This is a genomic window from Microbacterium sp. F1-18 (assembly GCF_052921305.1).
The window spans coordinates 138,642-162,697 of sequence record NZ_JBREVD010000005.1; the positions used below are offsets into that span (position 1 = coordinate 138,642).

At 70.4% G+C, this 24,056-nt stretch carries 21 protein-coding genes; 12 read left to right on the plus strand and 9 right to left on the minus strand.

Features of this window, described 5'->3' with window-relative positions; genetic code table 11:
• The first annotated feature begins 20 nt into the window (after positions 1-20).
• From ACU6RU_RS14255 to ACU6RU_RS14265, 3 genes are all read left to right on the plus strand, one after another.
• The gene (locus ACU6RU_RS14255) at positions 21-5,645 is read left to right on the plus strand and encodes a DUF7927 domain-containing protein (RefSeq protein ID WP_446726873.1); all 5,625 of its coding nucleotides are present in this window, start codon (positions 21-23) and stop codon (positions 5,643-5,645) included.
• A 92-nt stretch (positions 5,646-5,737) separates the two neighbouring features.
• A complete protein-coding gene (locus tag ACU6RU_RS14260; protein WP_446726874.1) occupies positions 5,738-7,486 on the plus strand; it encodes a sigma-70 family RNA polymerase sigma factor in 1,749 nt (582 codons plus the stop codon).
• An 84-nt stretch (positions 7,487-7,570) separates the two neighbouring features.
• On the plus strand, positions 7,571-7,747 hold the full coding sequence (locus ACU6RU_RS14265) for a hypothetical protein (protein WP_183045346.1): 177 nt from the start codon (positions 7,571-7,573) through the stop codon (positions 7,745-7,747).
• A gap of 24 nt (positions 7,748-7,771) precedes the next feature.
• On the opposite strand, the gene ACU6RU_RS14270 is transcribed toward ACU6RU_RS14265, so the two are convergent.
• Together ACU6RU_RS14270 and ACU6RU_RS14275 are read right to left on the minus strand one after the other, a co-directional pair.
• The gene (locus tag ACU6RU_RS14270) at positions 7,772-8,581 is read right to left on the minus strand and encodes a hypothetical protein (protein ID WP_289330330.1); all 810 of its coding nucleotides are present in this window, start codon (positions 8,579-8,581) and stop codon (positions 7,772-7,774) included.
• A gap of 56 nt (positions 8,582-8,637) precedes the next feature.
• Positions 8,638-9,516 carry a hypothetical protein gene (locus ACU6RU_RS14275; protein WP_446726875.1) on the minus strand — a complete coding sequence of 293 codons (879 nt, stop codon included), beginning with the start codon at positions 9,514-9,516 and terminating at the stop codon, positions 8,638-8,640.
• 107 nt (positions 9,517-9,623) lie between these two features.
• On the opposite strand from ACU6RU_RS14275, the gene ACU6RU_RS14280 reads away from it, so the two are divergent.
• Together ACU6RU_RS14280 and treS are read left to right on the plus strand one after the other, a co-directional pair.
• Entirely contained in the window at positions 9,624-10,283 is a 660-nt protein-coding gene (locus ACU6RU_RS14280) for a YoaK family protein (protein ID WP_446726876.1), read from the plus strand.
• A gap of 62 nt (positions 10,284-10,345) precedes the next feature.
• Complete coding sequence (gene treS, locus ACU6RU_RS14285; protein WP_446726877.1) at positions 10,346-12,643, plus strand: maltose alpha-D-glucosyltransferase; 2,298 nt, start codon at positions 10,346-10,348, stop codon at positions 12,641-12,643.
• 97 nt (positions 12,644-12,740) lie between these two features.
• On the opposite strand, the gene ACU6RU_RS14290 is transcribed toward treS, so the two are convergent.
• Positions 12,741-13,982: a maltokinase N-terminal cap-like domain-containing protein gene (locus ACU6RU_RS14290; RefSeq protein ID WP_446726878.1), complete on the minus strand. Its 1,242-nt coding sequence runs from the start codon at positions 13,980-13,982 to the stop codon at positions 12,741-12,743.
• A 161-nt stretch (positions 13,983-14,143) separates the two neighbouring features.
• On the opposite strand from ACU6RU_RS14290, the gene ACU6RU_RS14295 reads away from it, so the two are divergent.
• On the plus strand, positions 14,144-14,386 hold the full coding sequence (locus tag ACU6RU_RS14295) for a hypothetical protein (RefSeq protein WP_120264152.1): 243 nt from the start codon (positions 14,144-14,146) through the stop codon (positions 14,384-14,386).
• Here the strand turns inward: ACU6RU_RS14295 and ACU6RU_RS14300 are convergent.
• Positions 14,383-15,681, minus strand: coding sequence for an MFS transporter (locus ACU6RU_RS14300; protein ID WP_446726879.1), 1,299 nt, complete (start codon positions 15,679-15,681; stop codon positions 14,383-14,385). The two genes, ACU6RU_RS14295 and ACU6RU_RS14300, sit on opposite strands and share 4 nt — an antisense overlap.
• A gap of 70 nt (positions 15,682-15,751) precedes the next feature.
• Here ACU6RU_RS14300 and ACU6RU_RS14305 point away from each other — a divergent pair, with 70 nt between their 5' ends.
• Positions 15,752-16,360 carry a TetR/AcrR family transcriptional regulator gene (locus ACU6RU_RS14305; RefSeq protein WP_446726880.1) on the plus strand — a complete coding sequence of 203 codons (609 nt, stop codon included), beginning with the start codon at positions 15,752-15,754 and terminating at the stop codon, positions 16,358-16,360.
• The gene (locus ACU6RU_RS14310; RefSeq protein WP_289330323.1) at positions 16,357-17,058 is read left to right on the plus strand and encodes a FadR/GntR family transcriptional regulator; all 702 of its coding nucleotides are present in this window, start codon (positions 16,357-16,359) and stop codon (positions 17,056-17,058) included. The genes ACU6RU_RS14305 and ACU6RU_RS14310 overlap by 4 nt, the downstream gene beginning before the upstream one ends.
• Positions 17,059-17,065: 7 nt before the next feature.
• Here the strand turns inward: ACU6RU_RS14310 and ACU6RU_RS14315 are convergent, their stop codons facing one another.
• Complete coding sequence (locus ACU6RU_RS14315) at positions 17,066-17,257, minus strand: hypothetical protein (protein WP_120264155.1); 192 nt, start codon at positions 17,255-17,257, stop codon at positions 17,066-17,068.
• 177 nt (positions 17,258-17,434) lie between these two features.
• Here ACU6RU_RS14315 and ACU6RU_RS14320 point away from each other — a divergent pair, with 177 nt between their 5' ends.
• The 3 genes from ACU6RU_RS14320 to ACU6RU_RS14330 all read left to right on the plus strand — a co-directional run bounded on the left by ACU6RU_RS14320 (position 17,435) and on the right by ACU6RU_RS14330 (position 20,345).
• Positions 17,435-18,865, plus strand: coding sequence for a four-carbon acid sugar kinase family protein (locus ACU6RU_RS14320; RefSeq protein WP_446726881.1), 1,431 nt, complete (start codon positions 17,435-17,437; stop codon positions 18,863-18,865).
• 21 nt (positions 18,866-18,886) lie between these two features.
• On the plus strand, positions 18,887-19,783 hold the full coding sequence (locus ACU6RU_RS14325) for an NAD(P)-dependent oxidoreductase (RefSeq protein WP_446726882.1): 897 nt from the start codon (positions 18,887-18,889) through the stop codon (positions 19,781-19,783).
• Positions 19,784-20,135: 352 nt separating this feature from the next.
• On the plus strand, positions 20,136-20,345 hold the full coding sequence (locus tag ACU6RU_RS14330) for a DUF3072 domain-containing protein (protein WP_259455361.1): 210 nt from the start codon (positions 20,136-20,138) through the stop codon (positions 20,343-20,345).
• Here the strand turns inward: ACU6RU_RS14330 and ACU6RU_RS14335 are convergent, their stop codons facing one another.
• From ACU6RU_RS14335 to ACU6RU_RS14350, 4 genes are read right to left on the minus strand one after another with little or no spacing between them, the layout of a single operon-like run.
• Positions 20,346-20,828: a BLUF domain-containing protein gene (locus ACU6RU_RS14335; protein WP_446726883.1), complete on the minus strand. Its 483-nt coding sequence runs from the start codon at positions 20,826-20,828 to the stop codon at positions 20,346-20,348.
• Positions 20,825-21,091 (minus strand): hypothetical protein, encoded by a 267-nt coding sequence (locus ACU6RU_RS14340; protein ID WP_446726884.1) that lies wholly within the window; start codon positions 21,089-21,091, stop codon positions 20,825-20,827. The genes ACU6RU_RS14335 and ACU6RU_RS14340 overlap by 4 nt, the downstream gene beginning before the upstream one ends.
• The gene (locus ACU6RU_RS14345; RefSeq protein WP_446726885.1) at positions 21,088-21,444 is read right to left on the minus strand and encodes a DUF6804 family protein; all 357 of its coding nucleotides are present in this window, start codon (positions 21,442-21,444) and stop codon (positions 21,088-21,090) included. The genes ACU6RU_RS14340 and ACU6RU_RS14345 overlap by 4 nt, the downstream gene beginning before the upstream one ends.
• A gap of 59 nt (positions 21,445-21,503) precedes the next feature.
• A complete protein-coding gene (locus ACU6RU_RS14350; RefSeq protein WP_446726886.1) occupies positions 21,504-22,733 on the minus strand; it encodes an ROK family transcriptional regulator in 1,230 nt (409 codons plus the stop codon).
• Positions 22,734-22,821: 88 nt separating this feature from the next.
• On the opposite strand from ACU6RU_RS14350, the gene xylA reads away from it, so the two are divergent.
• Positions 22,822-24,009, plus strand: a complete 1,188-nt coding sequence (xylA, locus tag ACU6RU_RS14355; RefSeq protein ID WP_120264161.1) for a xylose isomerase — start codon at positions 22,822-22,824, stop codon at positions 24,007-24,009.
• Positions 24,010-24,056: the final 47 nt, after the last annotated feature.

The following is a 24,056-nucleotide window of genomic DNA, read 5'->3' on the forward strand; positions in this document are numbered from 1 at the left end:
GATGCATGGACGGGGAAAAGATGAACAGCACCATGGGATCCACGCGCAACGGGAGGCCGCCGGTACGCGGTCGTTTCCGCCGAGCGCTCGCCTCGATCGCCGTGGGGAGTCTCGCTGCGGCCACGCTGGTCGCCGTGAACCTGGCGTCGCCGCTTCCCGCGAGCGCGGCCGCGGGAGATCCGTTCAGCCCGGCTGAACCCGTCGTCTACATCGCGCAGGAGGACCCGACACAGCTCCAGCGCGCCATCACGAACGGCAGCGGGGGCTCCTTCACGTTCTCCGACGAGGGCGGTCCGGCCCCCGTGACGTACAACGCGATCGGCTTCAACCCCGCCGACAATTACATGTACGGCATGGTCAACATCGGCAACAGCAGCATCCCTGCCGGGTCGCTCATCCGCATCGGGCAGGGTGGAACGGTTACCCGGGTGGGTACGACCGTCTACACGCACACGGGGAACACGACCACCCGGTGGTTCTCGGGTGCTTTCAATCCCGCCGATGGACTCTTCTACGTCTCCGACTTCGCTCCGCAGACGTCCATGCTCGCGATCAACGTCGCAACCGGCGCCATCGCCCGGCGTGTGGCTCTGAACGACGTGCCCAACGTTCAGGATTTCGCCTTCAAGGACGGCTTCGCGTGGGGTGTGAACACCTCGGGCCAGATCCGGCGGATCAATGTCACCACCGGCGCGATCACGACTTTCGGTGCCGTGCTGCCTGCTACCGGTGGCGGATACGGCGCGGCGTGGAATTTCGGTAACGGCAACCTGGGTTTCTCGTCCAACAGCTCTGGCGTCGTGTACCAGGTGAGCATCGTCAACGGTGCCTCCGCGCAGCCGACGTTCCGCCTGGTGAGTCAGATTTCCGGACCGCCCTCGAGCCGCAACGATGGCACCTCGATCCCCGGCCTGCCTGCCGACCTCTCGATCGATAAGACCGGACCGGCCACGTTCACGTCCGGCGAGCGCATCAGCTACCAGGTCACGGTCGTGAACAACGGCCAGGGCGTCTCGAGCGGCTGGACCGTCACCGACACGCTGCCCGCGGGTCTGAGTAGCCCCCAGGTCACCGGCGACGTCGCCTCGAGCATCAACGGGTCGACTGTCACCGTCACGGGCGGGCGGCTTGCTGTCGGAGAACGCGAGACCTTCACGATCTCGGCGGCCACCAACGTCTCCCCGCCCGCGTGCATCACGAACACGGCGAGCGTCGTCGGCAACGAGCAAGACCCGAACTCCGCGAACAACCAGGACAGCGCGCAGTCGTGCGCCCTGGCGCTCTCGGTCACCAAGACGTCCAACGCGACGGCGAACTCGCGACCGGGCGACGTCATCACGTACACCGTCCGCGCAACCAACACCGGAGCAGGCAACTACACCACTGCGAACCCGGCGGTGGTGTTCGACAACCTGTCGGGCGTGCTGGACGACGCGACCTACAACAACGACGCTGCGGCATCCCGCGCCGGCGCCCTGTCGTACCAGCAGCCGCGCGTCTCGTGGTCCGGTGCGCTCGCGGTCGGACAGTCCGTCGACATCACCTACAGTGTCAGGCTCAAGGCCGGCGGTGATGGCGCGGCCCGCAACGTCGCGTGGGTTCCGAACGATCCGTCCGTGACGACACCTCCGAGCTGCAACCCGGCGACCGGCGGCATCGACAACGCGACCGGCCAACCGTGCGCGGTCGTGACGGTCAATCTGCCCCGTCTGACGATCGACAAGTCTGCGAACACGACCGAACTCCCCGCGGTCGGCGAGCAGGCGACCTACACGATCGTCGTGCGTAATCCCGGGCCCGGGGCCTACACCGCCGCTGAGCCGGCGACCGCCACGGACGACCTGAGCGACGTCCTCGACGACGCCACCTTCGACGACGCGTCGCTGACGGCGTCGACCGGCACCGTCACGCGTTCGGGCAACACGCTGTCGTGGAGCGGGCCCCTCGCGGCCGGCGCTCAGGCGACGATCACCTACTCCGTGACCTACACGGGCGAGGGCGATCAGATCCTCCGAAACTCGGCGTGCGTGCCGACGGACCAGACGGCCCCCGGTGCTCAGAGCTGCGACCGCGTGCAGATCCCCGGCGCGCTGCTCACCCAGTGGAAGAGCGCGCAGGCCTCATCCGATCCGGTCGTGGCCGGGTCGACGATCACCTACACGCTCTACTTCGACAACGACGGCGAATCTGCTGCAACGATCGACGCCGTCGACGACCTCACCTACGTCCTCGACGACGCCGATGTCACCTCCGAACCGACGAGCCCGAACGGCCTCACCGCAGTTCGCGACGGCGCGCGGATCTCGGTCACCGGCTCCGTCCCGGTCGGCGAGACCTACACGGTGACCTACACCGTAACGGTGCGTCCGGACGGCGAGAGGGGCGACAGTGTCGCGTCGAACTTCCTGCTGGCGCCGGGCGAGACGCCTCCTTCCGGCGGCGAATGCGTGCCGACGGATGACGAGCAGCCGAACTGCACGAGCACGCCGATCACCGGCGTCGCTTACACCAAGACGGTCACGGCTTCCGAGTCGCCGGTACGCACGGGCACGGAGCTCACCTACACCGTTCGAGTGACCAACACCGGAGCCACCACCGTCGACGTCGCGCAGGACGACGACCTCAGCGACGTCCTGGATGACGCGACCCTCACCGGTGCCGCGGCCTCCGACACGCCCTCGGTCACCGTAGCCGGCCCGACCGACGACATCCTCGCCATCCGCGGAACCCTCGCGGTGGGAGCGACCGCCGAGGTCACCTACACCGTCACGGTCAATGCGTTCGGCGATCGCGGCAACAACCAGGCCTCCAACTTCCTGGTTCCGCCCGGAACGCCCCCTGCCGGGCCGTGTGACCCGGCCGCGGAGAAGTGCACCGACACGCCGATCGCCGGATACACCATCTCGAAGTCGGCCGACGTCGAGAACGCGACGCCCGGATCCGTCGTCACCTACACCGTCACGGTGACTAACGTCGGCGGGGTGGCGTACACCGCCGACAACCCGGTGTCGTTCTCCGATGATCTCTCTGCCGTTCTCGACGACGCGACCTACAACGACGACGTGTCGGCGGGCGGGTCGGTGAGCGGGAACACCCTGTCGTGGTCCGGCCCGCTCGAGGTCGGCGCCACCGTGGACGTCACATACTCGGTCACGGTCGACGACCCGACCCAGGGCGACTCGGTGCTGGGCAACGTGGTCGTCCCCGGCGACCCGACGGGCGAGTGCCTGCCGGACGCCTGCGAGACGACGACGCCTGTCGCGTCCTACACCGTGGACAAGACGGCCAGCGCCGAGTCGGTCATGGCCGGTGGTGTCATCACCTACTCGGTTGTCGTCACGAACACCGGGCAGGTCGACTACACCGCCGAGAACCCGGCATCCTTCGATGACGACCTCAGCGGCGTCCTCGACGACGCGACCTACAACGGCGACGTCTCCGAGGGAGGTGCCGTTGCGGAGAACACCCTGACGTGGTCCGGCCCGGTCGCCATCGGGCAGTCGGCCACCGTCACGTACTCGGTCACCGTCAACGACCCGCTGTCGGGCGACCGTGAGCTCGTCAACGCCGTCGTTCCGACGACCCCGGGCGGCAGCTGCGACTCGGATGGCACGTGCACCACGCGGACGCCTGTCGCCTCGTACACGGTGTCGAAGTCGTCGGACTCCGCGACCGTGCGTCCCGGCGGTGTCGTCACCTACACGGTGACCGTCACTAACACCGGCGACGTCGCCTACACGGCCGGCGACCCCGCGTCGTTCGCTGATGACCTGTCCGGAGTTCTGGATGACGCGAAGTACAACGACGACGCCACGAACGGGGCGACCGTGTCGGGCAACACCCTGACGTGGTCCGGCCCGCTGGGGGTCGGCGAGTCGATCGAGGTCACGTACTCCGTGACCGTCGACGACCCCGTGACCGGCGACTTCGATCTCCGCAACGCCGTGACCCCCTCGGGGCCGGGCGGAAGCTGCGACGGCGTGTGCGAGACCACCACTCCGGTGGGTGCCTACCGGGTCGTGAAGTCGACCGAGACCACCGAGGTCGTCGCGGGCGACACGGTCGAGTACAGCATCCAGGTCACCAACACCGGCCAGGTCGCGTACACGGCAGACGACCCCGCGTCGTTCACCGATGACCTCTCGAGCGTGCTCGACGATGCCACCTACAACGGCGATGCGACGAGCACGTCGGGGGCAGGGGTGTCGTACACCGCGCCGGAGCTCAGCTGGTCGGGTGCGCTCGCCGTCGGCGAGACGGTCACCGTCACGTACTCCGTGACGGTCAACGACCCGGCGACGGGTGATCGGCGACTGGACAACACCGTGGTGACGCCTCCGGGCTCGGGCGGCAACTGCGTCGAGGGATCGACGGACCCGGCCTGTGTGGCCAATGTCCCCGCGTCCTCGTACTCCATCGCCAAGTCGGTTTCGTCGGGTACGGCGCTGCCGGGTGACACGGTGACTTACACGGTCACCGTCACCAACACGGGAGCACTGCCCTACACCGACGAGAACCCGGCGTCGTTCACGGACGACCTCTCGCGCGTTCTCGACGACGCGACCTACAACGGTGACGTGTCGCTCGGTGGGCAGGTCGCCGACGACACCCTGACGTGGGCGGGTCCCCTCGCGGTCGGCGAGTCGATCCAGGTCACGTACTCGGTGACCGTCGACGACCCGGTGTCGGGGGACTTCGACATGCGCAACGTGGTGGCTCCGTCCAGCCCGGGCGGCGAGTGCCTCGAGGGTCAGTGCGCCACGGAAACGCCGGTCGCAACCTACGGCGTCACCAAGACGTCGGATGTGCAGGACGTCGTCCTCGGTGGCGCCGTGACCTACACGGTCGTCGTCGAGAACCTCGGTCAGGTCGCGTACACCGACGATGCGCCGGCATCCATCAGCGACGACCTGTCGGGCGTTCTGGATGACGCGACGTACAACGACGACGCGACCTCGGGAGCTGAGGTCGACGGGACGACGCTCGCATGGTCGGGCCCGCTCGCGATCGGCGAAAGCGTGACCATCACGTACTCGGTGACGGTCAACCAGCCGTCGACCGGCGACGGACGCCTGCGCAACGCGGTCGTGGGCGACGCCCCGGGCGGCCGTTGCGAGGGCGCGTGCGAGACCGATACCCCGATCGCGAGCTACCGCGTGACGAAGGACGTCTCGTCGGAGCGGGCCACCGTGGGTGACCGGCTCACCTTCACGGTGACCGTGACCAACACCGGCCAGGTCGCCTACACCGATGAGCGTCCCGCGTCGTTCACCGACGACCTCAGCTCCGCGCTGCGCGTGGCCTCGTACAACGGCGACGCGAGCAACGGCGCCGAGTATCAGCAGCCGGTGCTGTCGTGGTCGGGTGCCGTAGGAGTGGGCGAGAGCGTCACGGTGACGTACTCGGTGACGCTCCGCTCGGTCGGTGAGATCCGGAATGTCGTGGTGACCCCCGACGGGTCGGGTGCGAATTGCGCCGAGAACGCGACGGGCGCCGATTGCGCCACGCGGACCGTCGTGGTCCCGCCGGGCCTCGCCGTCACCGGCGGTGCGCTTTGGATGGGCGGCGGACTCGCCGGCATGGCTCTCGTGATGCTCGGTGTCTGGCTGGTCGTGCGACGCCGTCAGGAGGCAGCATCCGCCTGATGGTCTGAGGTCGACGCAGCGGCGGTCGCGGGTTGCCCGCGGCCGCCGCTCGCGTCGCCGGTGGACGTGGAGCGAGAAAGGCGTGTGTGGCGATGACGATCCTCGATGAGCCGGCGCAGTCGCGCGACGACGTGCTTCTCGACAGAGTGCGCATGGGCGACATGGCCGCGTTCGGCGAGCTTTGGCGTCATCACGCCGGGTCGGCGCTGTCTGTGGCCCGCGGGTTCCGCGGTCTCGATCCCGACGACCTCGTCGCCGAGACGTTCGAGAAGCTTCTGCGAGCGCTCCGCAAGGGAAAAGGGCCGACCGGAGCCTTCCGTCCGTACCTCATCGCATCCGTGCGAAATGTCGCCCGGGACCACTACCGATCGCGCCGGGAGTCAGCCGACGACGACCTCGAGCTCATCGTCGACGAACGGGCGCTGAGCGGCGAGGACGCGGCGACGAGGTCGCAGGCCCATGACGCTGCTGCGCAGGCGTTCCAGTCGCTGCCGGAGCGGTGGCGCGAGGCCCTCTGGTACAGCGAGGTCGACGGCCTGCCTCCGCGACAGCTCAGCGACGTACTCGGGGTTTCGCCGAATGGGGTCTCGGCACTGGTGGTTCGCGCCAAGCGCGGGTTCCGCGATGCCTGGGTGAGTGCGCAGCTGGCGCGTTCCGGGTCTGAGGAGTGCCGTCCGATCGTTGCGGAGCTCGGCGCCTACACGCGCGACGCGCTGTCTGCCCGCGACCGCAAGCGCATCGATCAGCACCTGCTGACCTGCGAGTCGTGCCCGGCTGCGCTCACCGAGGCCAGGTCCATCTCGCAGACGCTCGCGCTGGTGCTGCTGCCCGTCGTCGCGGGAACGGCGGGCGCCGCGACCTACCTCTCCAGCGCGCCGGCGCCCTCCATGCCGCTCGCCCTCGGCGCGGGGGGCGCGCCGGCGCCCGGGCCGGGGGAGGCGCGTCCCGTCGTCCGGCCGGGAAAGCGGCGGCTCGTGATCGCCGGCGTGGGGGCGGCTCTGCTCCTGCTGGTCGCGGCCGCGGTCTGGGGGATCACGGCGTGGTCGAGCCAACTCGGCGTCGAGTCCGCAGATCGGGGCTCGGTTCCGGGTGCTCCGGCGAGTCCGGTGCCGGGGCTCGAACCCGAATCCGTGCCGGGCGAGCCGACGGTGGAAACCGAAGCCCCGATACCGTCTCCGACGCCGACAGGTGACGCCGATGACCAGCCGGTCTCTCCCGTGGCCCCGGGACGGCCGAGTCCTGCGCCCTCCGTCGACGCGCCCGCCGATCCGACCGTCCCGGTGCCGGTGCGGCCTCAGCCCGGCTCCGAGCTGCCGGCCGCTCTGACGGCAACGGTCTCGCAGGCCGATTCGCGGATGCTCCCGGTGATCAGCGGAACGGATGCTGTGCCGGGGGCAGTGATCTCACTGCTCGACGAGGCTGGTCAGGTCGTCGGCGAGACCCGCGCCGACGCCTTCGGGCGCTGGACGGCGCGGGCGACGGGGCTCGCCCCCGGGACGGGTGGGCTTCAGGCTGTTCAGAGTGTTGCGGGTGTCACGTCGACGCCCTCCGGGGCGGTGCCGTACACGGTCGATGAACCGCCCCTGCCGGCGAGCCCCACTGAATCCGCGACGGTCGACGCCGACCGATTCGCGTTCCGGCTCACCGCGCCGGGCGGCACGGTCATCCAGCGGATGCTGCCGGGTGACGACACCGTCCAGACCCTCACGATGCCCGCAAGCGGCGTATGGAACGAGTACCTGGCCGTGCCTCCCGGCGAGAACGTCATGCGCCTGCGCTACGCGAACCCGCAGGCCCGTGATTTCGGCCCGTGGAGTTCGACGCGGTTCATCGCCAACTGAATCGTTCGAGCGCGGATCACGTCACGATCCGCGTGTGCGGGTGTCTCTTGAGCGAAGGCCGCACCCCGACGAACAGGCGCACGCATGACGCAGCTCGACACCATCGACACCCCGCACCCCGACCGTGCGGACGATCGCGGGGAGGTCCGCGACATCGTGCGCGGCATCGTCATCATCGGCGTGCTCGCGTTCGGGATCTGGCTCAGCCTGGCAGGCGTCGCCTACGCCTTCGCACAGGTGGTGCTCGCCGTGACCGACTGATCGGACGGGTGGTGACGCCGATCTTCAGCCGGCGTGCGCGCGGACGCGGCGACGGATGACGGTGGTGGTCACGGCGATGAGGGCGATGCCGGAGATCAGCGCGATCGGAAGCGACGCATAGCCCGCCGCCACGCTCGAGATCGTCGCGCCTACGAGCGCGTATGCGGCGGTCGCGGCGTACCAGATCGATCCCCGCGAGATCACGAGGAACACGACGGCGAGGCCAGCGGCCGCGGCGATCACGAGGATCTGCCAGGTGGTGCCCCACCCCCCGTCATTCGGCGCGCCCGATCCCTGCAGGACCGTGGCGACGTTGACGAAGAACGCCATCGAGGTCCAGCCGGCGTACAGGCCCTGCGAGGCATAGAGGGTGACCCGGTCGAGGGGCTTCCACCCCGCGATCTCGTCGCGGCCGTGAGAGATGCGTGCCCAGGCGGCGAGGTTCGCGCCCACGATCAGCAGGAAGGGCAGCAGGGTGATCGCCGACTGCTGTCCGAACGCGGCGGCGGTCAACCACAGGAAGAAACCCGCGTAGAGGAGCACGTTCGGCGCCACCAGCCGGTCGCGCACGGGTGAGTCCGCTGTCGACCGCCGGGCCTGGAGCAGCGCCCAGAGGATGCTCGCGGAGATGATGACGCCCCAGATGCTGAACATCGGCCCGGGAGGAACGATCGGTGAGAAGTCCGCGCCGCCTTGCAGTTCCGTCGGCGACCACAGCTCGAACGCGAGAGACGAGACCGGCTGTCCGATCGCCAGAGCCAGAACCGCGACACGTCCCCATCGCACACCGGATGACGCGGTCGATGCCTGGGGTGTCGTGCTCGTGGTCGTCATAGTCGTGTCTCCTTCTCGCTTCTGCGCGAGAACCTATGACGATTTAACTAGAAAAGCTAGCTACCTTCACATGGGTGCAGTCGTGTGGCATCATGCGGACGGCCCGCCGGAAGCCACAGCATCGTCTGCTGCTGAATGATGAACCCGCCCGGGGGAGTGTCCGGTTCGTCGGCCTGCATCGCTCCGCCTCGTGAGTGGAGCTCGACGATTGCTGCGCTGCGTCGCCGGACCAGCTCGGCGAGGTCGGGACGCTTCTCGAGCTCGCGCGTGAGTTCGGCAGTCATCCGCTCGCGCTGGGTGGCGATCTCCGCCGCAACGTCGAGGTGCGCCGATTCGACCCCGGTGTCGATGTCTTCGGTCATCTGTCGTCCGCGTGCCCGCACCACGCGGACGACAATCGCCGCGATTGCCCCCAGCACCGCGCCGACGAGATATGCCGTTCGCACCCAGCCGTCGGTGACCACCACGGCCACGCTCGCGGCGGCCATCAGCGAGATGGCGAGCAGCGCGCTCTGCAAGGCGACCGGTCGTCCGAGCGGTCGCCCCCCAGCAGATGCCACCGCCGCGACGACCCCGGCTCCCACGACCACGCTGACGATCGCGCCGGGAACCACGGTGTTCTCGATCCCGAGGCGGATGCCGTTGAGCATGCCGATCGGCAACACGGAAAGCAGCAGCAGGACGAACACGACGCGAAGGATCGCTCCACTGTGCGGGTCGCGCGCGCCGAAGCGCTCACGAAGATGCGCTGTGACGCTGCGCCGTGCGGCGTTGCTGGCCGCCGCGCCCTCGCGCCAGAGCCGGTCGACCAGGTCGCCGAGTCCCGCCGAACGCAGAACGGCGGCATCGACGTCCGCGCGGGTGAGGCGTCGGGGCGGACGTGCGCCGAAGTCCAGGCCGGCGAGGCTGTCGGGCGACGGATCGGAACGAGGCATCACCGACGATTCTCCCCCCTCGGCGGAAGCCCCTGACATCGAGCCCTCGCCGCACCACGGTACCCGCGCGCCCGCAGTCCGGGCCCGGCGAGGAGGAGACTGGGAGCATGGTGCGTCAACTCAGCGCCCGTCGTCTCGCCGTCGCGGTCGCGCTGGCCGCGCTGGCGGGGTACCTCGACGGCTGCGGCTTCATCCTGCTCGGCGGCTATTTCGTCTCGTTCATGACCGGCAACACCACACGCCTGGCGGTCGACCTCTCGAACGTCGACTGGTCGGCTGCGGGCCTCGCCGCTGCGCTCATCGTCGCGTTCGTCCTGGGCGTCATGGCGGGGACCGCGCTCACGTCGCCGGCATCCGATCGCACCGTTCACATCCTCGCCGTGATCACCGTGGTCACCGCCGCCGCCGCCCTGGTGGCTGGGCCGTTCGCGCCGGTTGCGGCCGGATCGCTGCTCGCTTTCGGCATGGGCGCGGCCAACACCGTGCTCGCGCAGCGGCAGGACGTCGCATTCGGAGTCACCTACATGACGGGAGCCCTCGTCAAAGTGGGGCAGGGCGTCGTGCGCGCGCTGCGGGGCGGAGACCGCTGGGGCTGGTCGCGGCACCTCCTGATGTGGGCCGCCGTCGCGCTGGGGGCGGTCGCGGGCGGCCTCGCCTCGTCGGCCCTTGCATCGAACGCGCTGTGGGTCGGGACCGGTGTCGCCGCCGCGCTCACCCTGGCGGCGGCCGTGTGCCGGATGCAGCGCACGCGCGCGCGGACCCCTTAATGGTTCGCTCGTTCGGGCACCAGCCCTTTTCGCCGGATCGGCCCCGCCCCTAGCGTTGAGGCATGGCGCGCGACGACGAACAGCCGGAGGACCTCTACACCGCCCCGATCACCCTCCCGGGGGCCGCGGGCACCGACGGCGAAGACACGGACCTCGAGGTGCCCGAGATCAGCTACGACGAGCAGCGCTACCCGGCCCGCCCGCGCCGGTTGCGACCGCGCGACCAGTTCCGCGGCGGCAGCGTTCGCCGCAACATGACCGACCCGCGGACGGCGAACGGCAGCAACCCCTCATACGTCGAGTGGCTCGTGCGGCAGTCGATGCTGAAGGATGCCGACGTGCTCGCGCGTCAGCTGTCGGGGCAGCCCGCCATGTGGCGCAACCCGTACGCCCGTCCCGATGCGCGCCGTGCGATCTCGACGACCGACGTCTGGTTCACGGCCTACCCCATCTCGCTCATCACCCGCCCCGGCCAGTCCTTCCTCGCCGCGCTCGGCGATGACCGGCTGTGGTCGGTGTTCGAGCGCATCGGCATCACCGCGATCCATACGGGGCCCGTGAAGCGCGCGGGTGGCATCACCGACTGGCGCGAGACTCCCAGCGTCGACGGCCACTTCGACCGCATCAGCACCTCGATCGATCCGGCGTTCGGTACCGAGGAGGAGTTCCGTACCCTGTGCGACGTCGCGGACGCGCACGGCGGCAGCGTGATCGACGACATCGTGCCGGGTCACACCGGCAAGGGGGCCGACTTCCGCCTGGCCGAGATGGGGTTCAAGGACTACCCCGGGATCTACCACATGGTCGAGATCCCGCCGGAGGACTGGCATCTGCTCCCCGACGTCCCCGAGGGGTACGACAGCGTCAACCTCGACTCCGCGAACGAGCACGAGCTCGCCGAACGCGGCTACATCATCGGCGCGATGCAGCGCGTGATCTTCTACACCCCCGGGGTGAAGGAGACGAACTGGAGCGCCACGGCCCCCGTCATCGGACCCGACGGCGCGACTCGGCGCTGGGTCTACCTGCACTACTTCAAGCAGGGGCAGCCGTCGATCAACTGGCTCGACCCGACCTTCGCGGGCATGCGCCTCGTGATCGGCGACGCCCTGCACTCGCTCGGCGAGCTCGGCACCAGCGCGCTGCGCCTCGACGCCAACGGCTTCCTGGGCGTCGAGAAGAGCGCGGAGGGGCTGCCCGCCTGGTCGGAGGGGCACCCCCTCTCGCATGCCGCCAACCACATCATCGCGGGCATGGTGCGGAAGGTCGGCGGCTTCACCTTCCAGGAGCTGAACCTCACGATCGAGGACATCCGCGACACGGGCGCGGTAGGGGCCGACCTCTCGTACGACTTCATCGGACGCCCGGGCTACCACCACGCCCTGGCGACGGGGCAGACGGAGTTCCTGCGCCTCGCGCTCACCTCGTCGCTCGAGCTGGGCGTCGCACCGGTGCAGCTCGTGCACGGGATGCAGAACCACGACGAGCTGACCTACGAACTCGTGCATTGGGCGACGCGGCACGGCGACGACGTGTACCGCTTCCGCGGGCGCGACATCACCGGCAGTGAGCTCGCGGAGGAGATCCGCGCCGATCTGACCGAGCATCTCACCGGAAAGGCCGACTACAACCGCGTCTTCACGCAGAACGGCATCGCCTGCACGACGACATCGCTCATCGCCGCATCCCGCGGCATCGCACGCCTGGACGACATCGCCGACGCCGATGTCCCCGGTATCCGCGACGCACACCTGCTTCTCTGCGCGTACAACGCGTGGCAGCCGGGGGTCTTCGCCCTCTCGGGCTGGGACCTCGTGGGAATGCTGACGGTGCCCGCCGATGAGGTCGCCGACCTGCTCGGCGCCGGCGACACGCGCTGGATCGAACGGGGTGCGCACGATCTGCTCGACGCCGACCCGACCGCGACGCGTTCGGCGTCGGGGATGCCGCGCGGGCGCGCCCTCTACGGCGCCCTGCCCACGCAGCTCGACGATCCGGAGTCGTTCGCCTCGCGGCTGTCGGGCATCCTCGATCTGCGTCGCGAGCACGGTATCGCGACCGCTTCGCAGGTCGACATCCCCGAGGTGGCGCATGCCGGGATGCTCGTGCTCGTGCACCGGCTCGACGAGGGCGACCCCCACGCGGATGCCGCGATGCAGGTGACCGTGCTGAACTTCTCGCCCGAGCCGACGGAGGGCACGGTCCGCTCCGAGCAGCTCGTGCCGCGCAGCGAGGTGTACGACGCCGCCTCGGGCGAGACGATCGGCCGCGTGGACGACCTGCAGAGCTTCAGCGTGTCGCTGCCCGGCTACGGCGCGAAGTTCCTGGTGCTGCGCGCGCCGGAGCCTCTCGAGGATTGACGCGGCGATACATCCGTCGGACCGGTGGTGCTGGTGTCGCCTCGGCGAGGCGTCCGGTAGACACGGGCACCGCCCATCCGACGAATGTATCGCCGCCTCAGGCCAGTGCGGCGTCGATGCCGGCGAGGGGCACGGGCAGCCAGTCCGGGCGATTGCGGGCTTCGTAGATCGACTCGTAGACGGCCTTGTCGAGCACCAGGGCCCGCAGGAGCACCGGGTCCAGGGCGATCGCGCCGGGGGCCGCGGCGTACGTCTCGACGAAAGCTGAGCGGCAGGCTGCAGCCCACCCCATCGGATCGGGTCCCTCGCCGACGGCGCCGGCGTAGTCGAACGAGCGCAGCATTCCGGCGACGTCACGCGGCGGCAGATCGGGGATGGCGCGCTCGGCCATCGGCCGCAACGGCTCGCCCTCGAAGTCGACGATGCGCCATCCTCCCGCCGGCACGGCGAGCACCTGCCCGAGGTGCAGGTCGCCGTGGATGCGCTGGAGGCGCGGCCACGGGCGGGCGAGGGCCTCGTCGTACACGGCGCCGATCGCATCGACGCGATCGGCGACGGCGGGCACCTCGTTGGCCGCGATCGACAGCCGTCGGCGCCACGCCGCACCCGTCGCGCCGACCTCCCTCGCTGCCGCCTCGGTCGTGTCGAGCGCCGCGCCGAGCGCGCCGTGCACGCCGGCGACGGCGATGCCGAGGTCACGGGCGGCGTCGGTGAAGTCGCGGTTCTCGCGCGCGGCCTCGAGGGCTACTGCCCAGCCGTCGCGGACGCCGCGGAGGAACTCCTGCGCGAAACCGAGGGTGCCGCGAGCCGAACCGGAGTCGCGTCCGATGTCGGGCCATTCGGCATCGAGGCTGCCGAAGAACCTCGGAACGAACGGCGACCCCGCATCGCTCAGCACCCGCTGTACCGTCACGTCGGGGTTCTCGCCGTGGTGGAGGGCGCGGAAGAGCTTCAGGATGATCGTGGGCTCACCGTCGACGTCGAACACGATCGATGTGTTCGACTGCTCACCCGTCAGCACGCGCGAGCCGGTGACCCGTGTCACGTCGACGCCCATCTCGGCCAGCGTGCCGATCGTGAACCCCGTGTTGCGCGTCGCGTCGACGAGGTACTCGTCGCCGTCGCGGGCGACGACGTCATCACCGTCGGCCGGCGCGGACACCCGCGCCAGCGGCACGTTGTAGAGCGTCGGCAGGGCGCCGGCGTCGTCCATGAGGAGGTAGCGCGTCGCGCCGGGCGCGGGTTGCGCGTCGAGGATGCGGAATCGCGGTCGGTGGCTCTTGCCGGCGTACCACCGCTGTCGCGCCGCCCAGGCGCCGAGCTCATCTGTCAATCGCACGGTCCCACACTGTCGGTTCCGGCTTCCCGAGCAAAAGGGCTGGACGCGCGCGGGGGAGAGGCGTAATGCTCGGTTCCGCACCGGAACGCACATTCGCGCCGAAGCGACCGATAGTGACCGGTGGAGCGGTGCACCCGAGAACGCCGCTCGCGGAGAGAGACATGTCGCGGCATGATGCGGTGAACAGGCGAGCGCGGCGCGTCCGCGGCATCCGCGTCGCCGTCGGCGTGGCGCTGATCGTCGTGGTGTCAGCCCTCGTCCTCGTCCAGGTCGCGACGGGATGGCATCTGCGGCAGCTGCGGGTACTCGCTTTCGCCGGCCTCGTGGTGATCGTGCTGCTCGGGGCGTTCGTCGCGGTGACGGTGGCCAACGGTCGCCGCCAGTCCGAGGGCGAGGACGCCTAGGCCCGGGCCCCCGACGCAGCCCCGGCCTCGATGCCGGCCGGGTCGCCGCCGGGCGACTCGTGGTGCGTCGCCGCGTCGACGATCCGTGCGCGCAGCACGGTGATCGCGGCCACGACCATGAGTGCGGCGCCGAGCGCGTACGGGGCCGCATGAGCGACGCCGGCGTAGAGCACGCCGGCGAGGATCGGGGCGATCGTGCCCATCGCGGCGGTGAGTGACTGGGTGACTCCGCCGAGCCAGCCCTGCTCGTCAGCCGCGACGGCGTTCGACATCACCCCGTCGAGCGTTGCCTGCGAAGCGCCCTGTCCGGCCGCGAGCGCGAGCGCGCCGAGGATGAACAGCCAGGGCTGGGCGACGAGCGAGGCGACCACGGCGAGAGCGACGAGTCCGGCCGTCTGAGCCGCGATGCCGGCCACGATGACGCCGCGCTCGCCCATCCGCGGCAGCAGCAGGCCGAGGAGGATGCCCTGGACGAGGATGTCGATCACTCCGACGACGGCGATCAGCAGTCCTATCGCGGTGGGTCCCCAGCCGATGGAGTCGAGGGCGAGCACGCTGAAGTTGTTGACGAAGAAGCCGAACGGGAGCGCGAGCAGCGCGAAGGCGATGAGCAGCGCGCGCAGCTCCGGGCGTACGAAGGCGCGGCGGAACACGAGGAACGGGTTCAGGTCCGACACGGCGATCGCGGGGATGCGGTTCGTGCGTTCGAGGCTCTCGGGCAGGAGGAAGATGCTGAGGGTCGCGATGAGGAACGAGATCCCGGCGGTGACGAAGACCGGGAGGGCGAGGTCGATCGCTGCCAGCAGGCCGCCGAGCGCCGGCCCGACCATGGTGCCGATGCCCGAGAGCGCCCCGAGCAGGCCGAATCGCTGTGCGCGCTTCTCGGGCGGGGTGATGTCGGCGAGGTAGGCGAAGAGGGCGGGGAGGTCGCCCGCCGTCGCGCCCTGGACGACGCGCGCGAGCAGCAGCACCCACAGCGCCCCGCCGATGCCGAACAGGAGCATGCTCAGCGCCGCACCGAACGAGGCGACGATGATCACCGGGCGGCGGCCGAACCGATCGGACAGGCGTCCGAGGAAGGGCGCAGCGATGAAGGCGCACAGTCCGTTGACGGCCTCGAGCGCGCCGACCCACAGGGCGAGCTCGCCCTCGCCCGAGACATAGCGCAGCACGACGAACGGGAGGACAGGGAGGACGACGGTCATACCCGCCGTCGTGAGTGTGGTGAGCACGATCAGCATCACCCAGCGGCGGTCGGCGCCGGCGAGGCGGAGACGCGACAAAACTGAAGTCATACCGCAACTGTACCGATACCAGTTTTGGTGTCAATACAGTTATTCGCGCGAGAGCCCTAAGATCGACCACATGACCGAGATCGCGCCCGTGGGGCGCCGCGAGCGCAAGAAGGCGGCCACGCGCAAGCGGATCTCGGATGTCGCGACGGCGATGTTCCTCGAACGCGGGTTCGACGACGTCAGCATCCGTGAGATCGCCGATGCGGCCGATGTCTCGCCGACGACCGTCTTCGCGCACTTCAGCCAGAAGGAGGCCCTGGTCTTCGACGAGGACGACGAGCAGCGCGAGCGCCTTGTCGCGGCCGTGCGCGACCGCGCCGCCGGGGCATCGATCGCCACGGCGATCCGCGAGTACTACGAGCGTGAGATCCGTGCGGGCGCGGCCGAGCACGGCGACGATGTCGCCCGTCGGTTCATGGACTTCCTCAACGCGACACCCGCCCTGCGCGACTACGCCGCGCGCATGTGGCTGCGCCACGAGGACGCGCTCGCCGATGCCGTGGCGGCCGAGCTCGGCGAGGAGCGGCCCGACGCCCACATCCGCGTCTTCGCGAGGTTCGTGCTCCAGATCCAGACCATGGTGAATGAGAGCGACGACCCGGAAGCGACGCTCGACGCGGGGTTCGCGGTGCTCGAGAACGGCTGGTCGGCCTTCGAGAATCGGGAGGCGGAGCGATGACCCGGCGCAAGTCTCTCGTGAACACCGTGGCCGACGATCTGCTCGATCGCATCATCGCCGGCCGGTTCGCGCCGGGTGACGCGCTGCCGACCGAGGCCGAGATCGGCGCCGAGTTCGATGTCAGTCGGGTGACCGTGCGCGAGGCGCTGCGGACGCTGTCCGCCCGCGGCATCGTGCGGGTGGTCTCGGGGGTCGGGTCGCGCGTCGCGCCGGTGGAGGAATGGTCGTCGGTGTCCGACGCCCTGCGGTTCCGCGCCGCGCACGGTGACGATGCCCTCGTGGCGGAGCAGCTCATCTCGACGCGCCGCCTCATCGAGTGCGAGGCCGCGGCTCTCGCCGCGTCGATCGTCGACGACGCGGCCCTGGCGGAGTGCGCGGCGTGCGTCGACGAGATGGTCGCGGGAGCGGCCGCGGGCGACGTCGATCGCTTCGTCGAGGCCGACCTGCGCTTCCATGCCGTGATCCTCGGCGCCTCGGACAACCTGTTCCTCGGGGTGTTGCTCGCACCCCTGACCGAGGTGCTCGCCGAGCGCCGGGCGCAGACCTCGCGGGTGCCGGAGATCCAGGAGCACGCGATCGAGGAGCATCGGCGTATTCTCGCGGCGCTGGGCTCGCGCGATCCGGAGGCCGCCCGCGCAGCGATGGATCACCATCTGCAGCAGACCCTGGATGACTTCCGCCGCTACGTGGCCGGTTGAGGAGGCCTCACGTCGTTTCGGGCTCGTCGTCGTCGATCGGCACCTCGTGACTCTGCTCCCAGACGTCGGCGTCGTCCGCCTCGGTCGTCGGGGCCGGGATCTCGGGAGCCGTCCCGTCGTCGGGTGTGACGGGATGCCGCTGTTCCTCGGCGTCGGCCACGGGAACCTCGGCGCCGTGCTCGCGGGCGGTCTCGGACATGTCTGACTCCTCTCGTCTCCTGCGGGTCGATCGTCTGATGCCAGCGTGCGGCCCATGCGGGCGACGACGCAACCCCCGAGCGCGATGTGTCGCCCGATTGACGTCCCTCCCCTCCTGCTGCATGCTGTCATACAGCTGATAGCCACTCGGCTGGCCACTCGACGACGAGGAGATCCCATGGCACCGACCGCACCACTGCCCGGCCTGCCCGATGCCACGCGTCCTGATGTCGGTGTGCTCGCGGCGCGCATGGCCGAGAGCGGGCGCGTGTTCGTCGTCCTCGACGACGATCCCACCGGGACGCAGTCCGTTGCGGACCTTCCTGTGCTGGGGGCGTGGGATGTGGCCGACCTGGTCTGGGCGTTCTCGTCAGGGGCTCCCGCGGTATATGTACTGACCAACTCGCGCAGCCTCGCACCGGCCGACGCCGAGCGCATCAACCGCGAGGTCGTGCGCGCGTCCCTCGCGGCGGCGGAGACAGTCGGCGTCCGGGTCGGCTTCGTCAGCCGCAGCGACTCGACGCTCCGGGGGCACTTCCCGCTCGAGCCCGACACGATCGCCGATGAGGTCGCCCGGTCGGGGGCCGCGGCGCCGACGAACGTCGTCGTCGTGCCCGCGTTCCCGGATGCCGGGCGCGTCACGGTGCGCGGGGTGCACGGCATCCTGTCGGACGAGGGCTTCACACCGATCGGCGAGACGGAGTTCGCCCGTGACTCGACCTTCGGCTTCCGCTCGTCGCGGCTCGCCGACTGGGTGGCGGAGAAGACCGGCGTGGCGGTCGCCGCCGCCGATGTCGTCGAGGTCACCGTCGACGACCTCCGCGCTGGCACCGCTGCGGTCGCCGCGGTGCTGCGTTCTGCCCCGGAGGGTGTGCCCATCGTCGTCGACGCGGTCGTGGAAGAGGACCTCGTCGAGCTGGCGTTGGGGCTCGAGGCGGTCGAGGCGGAAGGTCGTTCGTACGTCTACCGGGTGGGACCTCCTTTCGTGCGAGCGCGGATCGGACAACGGCGTCGGCCGCCCGTCGACGTCGCCGACCTCAGCGTTGATCGTGCGACCCGCGGTGGACTGGTCGTCGTCGGCTCGCACGTCGGTCTCACCAGCCGCCAGCTCGCCGACCTCGTGCGTCGCCGCCCGCTCGAGGCGGTAATGGAGCTCGACGTCCCGCGACTGCTCGATCCCTCCGAACGGCAAGCCGAACTCGACCGCGCCTGCGCGACCATCTCCACCGCGCTGCTGCGCGGCGATGTCGTGCTGCACACCAGCCGCACCCTCGTTCGCACCGACGACCCCGACGAGAGCCTCGACATCTCCCGTCAGGTCTCGGAAGCCGTCGTCCAGGTCGTCCGAACGGTCGTCGCGCGTGTCACGCCGCGCTTCGTCATCGCCAAGGGCGGCATCACCTCGAGCGACGTCGCGACGCGCGGGCTCGAGATCCGCCGCGCGCGCGTGCGCGGTTCCCTCTTTCCCGGCATCGTGTCGGTCTGGGAGGCGGCCGACGGGCCGGCATCCGGGATCCCCTACATCGTGTTCGCCGGCAACGTCGGCGACGACGGGTCGCTCACCGCCGCTGTCGAGCGGCTCTCGCTGACGCCCGCGCCATCCGCCTGAGCTGAAGGAGCAAGGTTCGATATGAACGACAACACAACGGTTGCGGTACTGGGGCTCGGCGCGATGGGCCTGCCGATGGCCGCCCGCCTGGCGGAGACTTTCCCTGTCCGCGGCTTCGACATCGCCCCCGCGCGGCTCGCGCTGGCCGCCGAAGCGAGCGTGACGCCGGCTGATTCCGCCGCCGAGGCCGCGGCGGGTGCGCAGGTCGTCCTGGTGGCAGTGCGTGACTCCGCTCAACTCGCCGACGTCCTCTTCGGGGATGCCGGCATCGTCGACGCCCTCGCGGAGGGGGCGGTCGTCGTCCTCACCAGCACCGTCGGCACGGACGGGGTCGCCGACGTCGCGGCCTCGCTCGCCGAGCGCGGCATCGGGCTCGTCGACGCCCCCTTGAGCGGCGGTCCGATCCGGGCGCGAGAGGGCGACCTGCTGATCGTCGTCGGTGCGCACCCCGACGCCCTCGCCGTCGCCCGACCCGTGCTCGACCAGCTGGCCTCGACGCTGACCGTCGTCGGGGAGCGGGCCGGCGATGGTCAGGCGCTGAAAACGGTCAACCAGCTGCTGTGCGGCGTGCACATCGCCGCCGCGGCCGAAGCGCTCGCGCTCGCCGACAGGCTCGGGCTCGACCTCGACCGCACGCTCGAGGCGTTGCAGGCCGGCGCCGCCGCATCGTTCATGCTCGGCAACCGCGGGCCTCGGATGCTGCAGGCCTGGGATTCCGACGGTGCCGAGGTGCTCAGTCGCCTCGACATCTTCGTCAAGGACATGGGGATCGTCGGCACCGCGGCGCGGCGGGCGGGGCTTCCGGCGCCGCTGGCAGCCGCCGCCGAGCAGAGCTACCTCCTGGCGCAGGCGCAGGGACTCGGCGAGAAGGACGATTCCGCCGTCATCCGCATCTCGGCGCCCGCGCGCCGCAGCTGAGCACCGATCTTGCGGATTCCTTGAGGTTGCGCGGTGCACGCGTTGCGGATTCCTTGCGGTGCGTCGCCGACGATTGAAGAACACCCGGCCACGGGGACGCTGCCCGAACGGCGCTCCCGGGCCGGGTGTCTCGTTGTGCGGTTTTCGCGCGGCGCGCAAGTGCCTCGGCTTATCGGCGCAGTCGGCATAGCGTCGAGCCATGAGCGATCAGAGCATCCCCACACCCGACGAGCCCACCTTCCCCGCACCCGCCGAGCCCACCGTTCCCGTGCCCACGGAGCCGACGACGCCCGCGCCGGGTGAGCCCTCCGCGCCGACTCCGCCCGCAGCGTCCGAGCCCGCGGCGGACACCCTGGGCGGGACCGAGGGCGCGGGCCAGGGGTCGCCGGTCAAGGACCCCGAGAACTGGGTCACGGGTGATGAGCCCATGACCGGCCCGCAGCGGAGCTATCTCGACACCCTCGCACGCGAGGCCGGCGAAGAGCTTCCCGGCAATCTCACCAAGGCGGAGGCGTCGGAGCAGATCGACCGTCTGCAGGACGCGACCGGGCGCGGCGAGTAATCAGGCGCCTGCGTCGGGTGCGGCGTCGGTGCCGTGCTGCGGCCGAGCCGAGCGCACGCGGAACCACAGGCTCAGCTCACGAGCCGCCCGCAGCGTCGCGCTCGGGTCGCCGGCGCTCTCGAGGTCGTCGAAGGTGTCGCGGAACCCCGCCGGAGCGTCGCCCGTCGTCTCGGCGATCGGCTGATAGCCCATCGTCCACTCGCGGAACTCGCGGTGGGCGATGGGCTGCTCGATGAGGACACGCATGCCGGAGTGGCGCGAATCCTCGCGGATGGTCGCGATGAGGTCGCGCACGGTCTGCTCGGGGCCCTCGAGCACCTGGACGAATCGACCGCCGCGGTACAGCAGCATCCCCGTCAGGTCTCGATCCGCGTTCGACGCGCGGCTCTGCTCGAGCAGAGCCGCCAGCTCGTCGTCGCCGAACGGGGCCTGGGCGTTGCTCGTATAGAGGACCGAGAGCAGGTCGGCGGGCGTCGAGGTCATCGGATCTCCCGGAGTTCGATCGGCGGCGCTTCGTCGGGGATGTCGGGGGTCGAGCCGAGGGCGAGCGTGCGCATGGCGGTGGTCAGATCGGTGAACGCCCCGACGCGAGACGACCGGGAGTCGTACGCAAGATAGCGGCCGTCGGCCTGCCGGTCGATGTATCCCACGAACTCACCGGTGCGGCTGCCCACGTGGAAGCCGTCCTCGACGCGCGCCCAGACGATACCGTTGCCGGGCGCACCCGCCGCGCCACCGGGGATCATCGGGCGGCCTGCGCGCGGGGCACCCACACGAGGGCACCGGCGGCGATGAACGTCGCGGCCCCGACGACATGCGCCGCCAGCCAGATCGGCTGGTCGAGCGAGAAGGGGTACACGGGGTTCCAGACCACCGCGACCGCCGCCATCGGAAGAGCCCACCACCACTGCCGCGCCTGGATCGCGAACCACGCGATGATGAGCGCGAGGATCGCGACGACGAACGAGATCACGATCGCGAACTCCCCGCCGATGAGCGGGATGCCGGCGATGAGGGCGGCGGCTCCGAGGATGCCGGGTGCGAGCGCGTTGCGCTGACGCTGCGGCGGGTCGGCAGGTCGGGTGGATCTGGATGCCATGCGGACGTTTCTCTCGGGGCGGACGGCGCGACGCTGCGCGCCTGTTCGATCGTACGAGTTCAGCGCGTGGCAGAGGTCGCGCTTGACGCGGCCGCTGAATCGGTCATCGGCGCGCCCGACCCGGTCATGACGGGCACCGGATCGGCGAGGAGGTCGGCGAACGCCGTCTCGGCAGCGCCGACGAGGAGCCGGTCGTCGCCCAGCTCGGCGGTGCGTACGAGCGGGCAGGCGGCCGAGATGGTCTGCCGAGCGACGGCCTCGGCGAACTCGTCCACGTCGCTTTCGACGAGGGGAGCGAGGAAACCGCCGAGCACCACCACCGCCGGGTCGAGGACGTTGACGGCGCTCGCGACCGCCGAAGCCAGGATACGGCGCTGCCGGCGCAGCTCGGCGCGAGCAGCGGGGTTCGCGGCCCCGTGGACAGCGGCGCGCAGCTCGGCGTCGTCTGCGCCGGGAAGTCCGAGCGAAGCGATCAGGCGGTGCCGGCTCACTTCGTCCTCCAGGGCGGCGTGCTCGCCGGAACGGCGGTCTGCGGCATCCTCGAATATCGCGGGGTTGTGCCCGAACTCGCCGGCCAGGCCGCGCGCGCCGCCGACGAGTGCGCCCCCGACGACGAGCCCGCCGCCGATGCCGCTCGCCCCGCCGTTGAGGTAGATCACATCGGCGACGCCGCGGGCAGCGCCGAAGAGGTACTCGGCGTGCGCGCCGTACGACGCGTCATTGCCGACCGTCGTGGGCGTGCCCGTGGCTGCCGTCACGAGCTCGGCGAGCGGAGCGTTCGTCCAACGCAGGTGCGGGGCGTGCACGACGAGACCGGCTGCGGGCTCGACCAAGCCCGGGACGGCGACGCCGACACCGATGGCCGTCGTCGCCGCGAGCGGGCCCGCTCGCCAGTCCTCGATGGTCTCCGCGATGAGCGACGCGAGCTCCTGCGGCGTGATGAGGGCCGTCGTGAGCGCGCGGCGGCGGGCGTGCACACGGCGGTCGAGGCCGACGGCGGCGAGCGTCACGGCGTCGACCTCCGGGTTCACGGCGACGGCGACGACATCGGCGCGTGCGGTGATGACCGGGGAGGGGCGACCGATGCGCCCCTCGGGGGCGCCGGCGGTCTCGGTGACGAGCCCCAGGCGCGCGAGCTCTGCCGTCAGCGCGCCGATGGTCGAGCGGTTGAGGCCGAGTTCGGCAGTCAGCGCGGCGCGCGAGATCGGCCCGTCCCGGTGCACGACGACGAGCATCCGAGCGAGATTCACGCGCCGGACGAGTTCGGCGGTTCCCGGCGCGACACTCACGGGATCAGCCTACGAGAATCCAGTTTGTTGACGTAATAGACAAATCGACTTACGCTGAGCCCGCAGCAATCGAAGCGAAGGAGCACGCATGCGCACCCCGACCCCGGCCGACAAGTTCACGTTCGGCCTCTGGACCATCGGCTACAACGGCACCGACCCGTTCGGCGGCCCGACCCGTCCGCCCCTCGACGTCGTCCACGCGGTCGAGAAGCTCGCCGAGCTCGGGGCCGCAGGACTGACGTTCCACGACGACGACCTGTTCGCGTTCGGATCCAGCGACAGCGAGCGGCAGACGCAGATCGATCGCCTCAAGGGCGCGCTCGCCGACACCGGTCTGACCGTTCCCATGGTCACCACCAACCTCTTCAGCGCTCCCGTCTTCAAGGACGGCGGCTTCACCTCGAACGACCGTGCGGTCCGCCGCTTCGCCATCCGCAAGGTGCTGCGGCAGATCGACCTCGGCGCCGAGCTCGGCGCCGAGACCTTCGTCATGTGGGGCGGCCGCGAGGGCGCCGAGTACGACTCGGCGAAGGACGTCCGCCAGGCCCTGGAGCGCTACCGCGAGGCGGTGAACTTCCTCGGCGACTACGTCGTCGAGAAGGGCTACAACCTGCGCTTCGCGATCGAGCCGAAGCCGAACGAGCCGCGCGGCGACATCCTGCTTCCGACCGTCGGTCACGCCCTCGCCTTCATCGAGTCGCTCGAGCGTCCTGAACTCGTCGGGCTGAACCCCGAGGTCGGGCACGAGCAGATGGCGGGGCTGAACTTCGCGGCAGGCATCGCGCAGGCCCTGTACCACGGCAAGCTCTTCCACATCGATCTCAACGGTCAGCGCGGCATCAAGTACGACCAGGACCTCGTGTTCGGTCACGGTGACCTGCACAACGCGTTCGCCCTCGTGGACCTCCTCGAGAACGGCGGCCCGAACGGCGGCCCGGCGTACGACGGACCCCGTCACTTCGACTACAAGCCGAGCCGCACCGAAGACGAGACCGGCGTCTGGGACTCCGCTGCCGCGAACATGCGCACCTACCTGCTGCTCAAGGAGCGGGCCGCGGCGTTCCGCGCCGACCCCGAGGTCCAGGAGGCGCTCGAGGCCGCCCGCGTTCCCGAGCTGGCGCAGCCGACGTTCGGCGAGGGGGAGAGCTACGACGACTTCGTCGCCGACCGCTCGGCCTACGAGGACTTCGACACCGACGCCTACCTCGGCGGCAAGGGCTTCGGGTTCGTCCGTCTGCAGCAGCTCGCGACCGAGCACCTGCTCGGTGCGCGCTGACGCCTGAGCGCGACGAGCCCCGCAACGCGAGAGAGAAGGATGCCGGC

Excerpts from the sequence above, each read along its gene's own strand:
- ACU6RU_RS14275 (WP_446726875.1), bottom strand. The coding sequence starts at position 9,516 with ATGCCTCGTTCCGATCCGTCGCCCGACAGCCTCGCCGGCCTGGACTTC.
- ACU6RU_RS14335 (WP_446726883.1), bottom strand. The coding sequence starts at position 20,828 with ATGACCTCGACGCCCGCCGACCTGCTCTCGGTCCTCTATACGAGCAAC.
- ACU6RU_RS14270 (WP_289330330.1), bottom strand. The coding sequence starts at position 8,581 with ATGACGACCACGAGCACGACACCCCAGGCATCGACCGCGTCATCCGGT.
- ACU6RU_RS14305 (WP_446726880.1), top strand. The coding sequence starts at position 15,752 with ATGACCGAGATCGCGCCCGTGGGGCGCCGCGAGCGCAAGAAGGCGGCC.
- ACU6RU_RS14260 (WP_446726874.1), top strand. The coding sequence starts at position 5,738 with ATGACGATCCTCGATGAGCCGGCGCAGTCGCGCGACGACGTGCTTCTC.
- ACU6RU_RS14340 (WP_446726884.1), bottom strand. The coding sequence starts at position 21,091 with ATGATCCCCGGTGGCGCGGCGGGTGCGCCCGGCAACGGTATCGTCTGG.
- treS (WP_446726877.1), top strand. The coding sequence starts at position 10,346 with ATGGCGCGCGACGACGAACAGCCGGAGGACCTCTACACCGCCCCGATC.
- ACU6RU_RS14295 (WP_120264152.1), top strand. The coding sequence starts at position 14,144 with ATGTCGCGGCATGATGCGGTGAACAGGCGAGCGCGGCGCGTCCGCGGC.
- ACU6RU_RS14315 (WP_120264155.1), bottom strand. The coding sequence starts at position 17,257 with ATGTCCGAGACCGCCCGCGAGCACGGCGCCGAGGTTCCCGTGGCCGAC.
- ACU6RU_RS14320 (WP_446726881.1), top strand. The coding sequence starts at position 17,435 with ATGGCACCGACCGCACCACTGCCCGGCCTGCCCGATGCCACGCGTCCT.
- ACU6RU_RS14310 (WP_289330323.1), top strand. The coding sequence starts at position 16,357 with ATGACCCGGCGCAAGTCTCTCGTGAACACCGTGGCCGACGATCTGCTC.
- ACU6RU_RS14345 (WP_446726885.1), bottom strand. The coding sequence starts at position 21,444 with ATGGCATCCAGATCCACCCGACCTGCCGACCCGCCGCAGCGTCAGCGC.
- ACU6RU_RS14265 (WP_183045346.1), top strand. The coding sequence starts at position 7,571 with ATGACGCAGCTCGACACCATCGACACCCCGCACCCCGACCGTGCGGAC.
- ACU6RU_RS14325 (WP_446726882.1), top strand. The coding sequence starts at position 18,887 with ATGAACGACAACACAACGGTTGCGGTACTGGGGCTCGGCGCGATGGGC.
- xylA (WP_120264161.1), top strand. The coding sequence starts at position 22,822 with ATGCGCACCCCGACCCCGGCCGACAAGTTCACGTTCGGCCTCTGGACC.
- ACU6RU_RS14255 (WP_446726873.1), top strand. The coding sequence starts at position 21 with ATGAACAGCACCATGGGATCCACGCGCAACGGGAGGCCGCCGGTACGC.
- ACU6RU_RS14300 (WP_446726879.1), bottom strand. The coding sequence starts at position 15,681 with ATGACTTCAGTTTTGTCGCGTCTCCGCCTCGCCGGCGCCGACCGCCGC.
- ACU6RU_RS14280 (WP_446726876.1), top strand. The coding sequence starts at position 9,624 with ATGGTGCGTCAACTCAGCGCCCGTCGTCTCGCCGTCGCGGTCGCGCTG.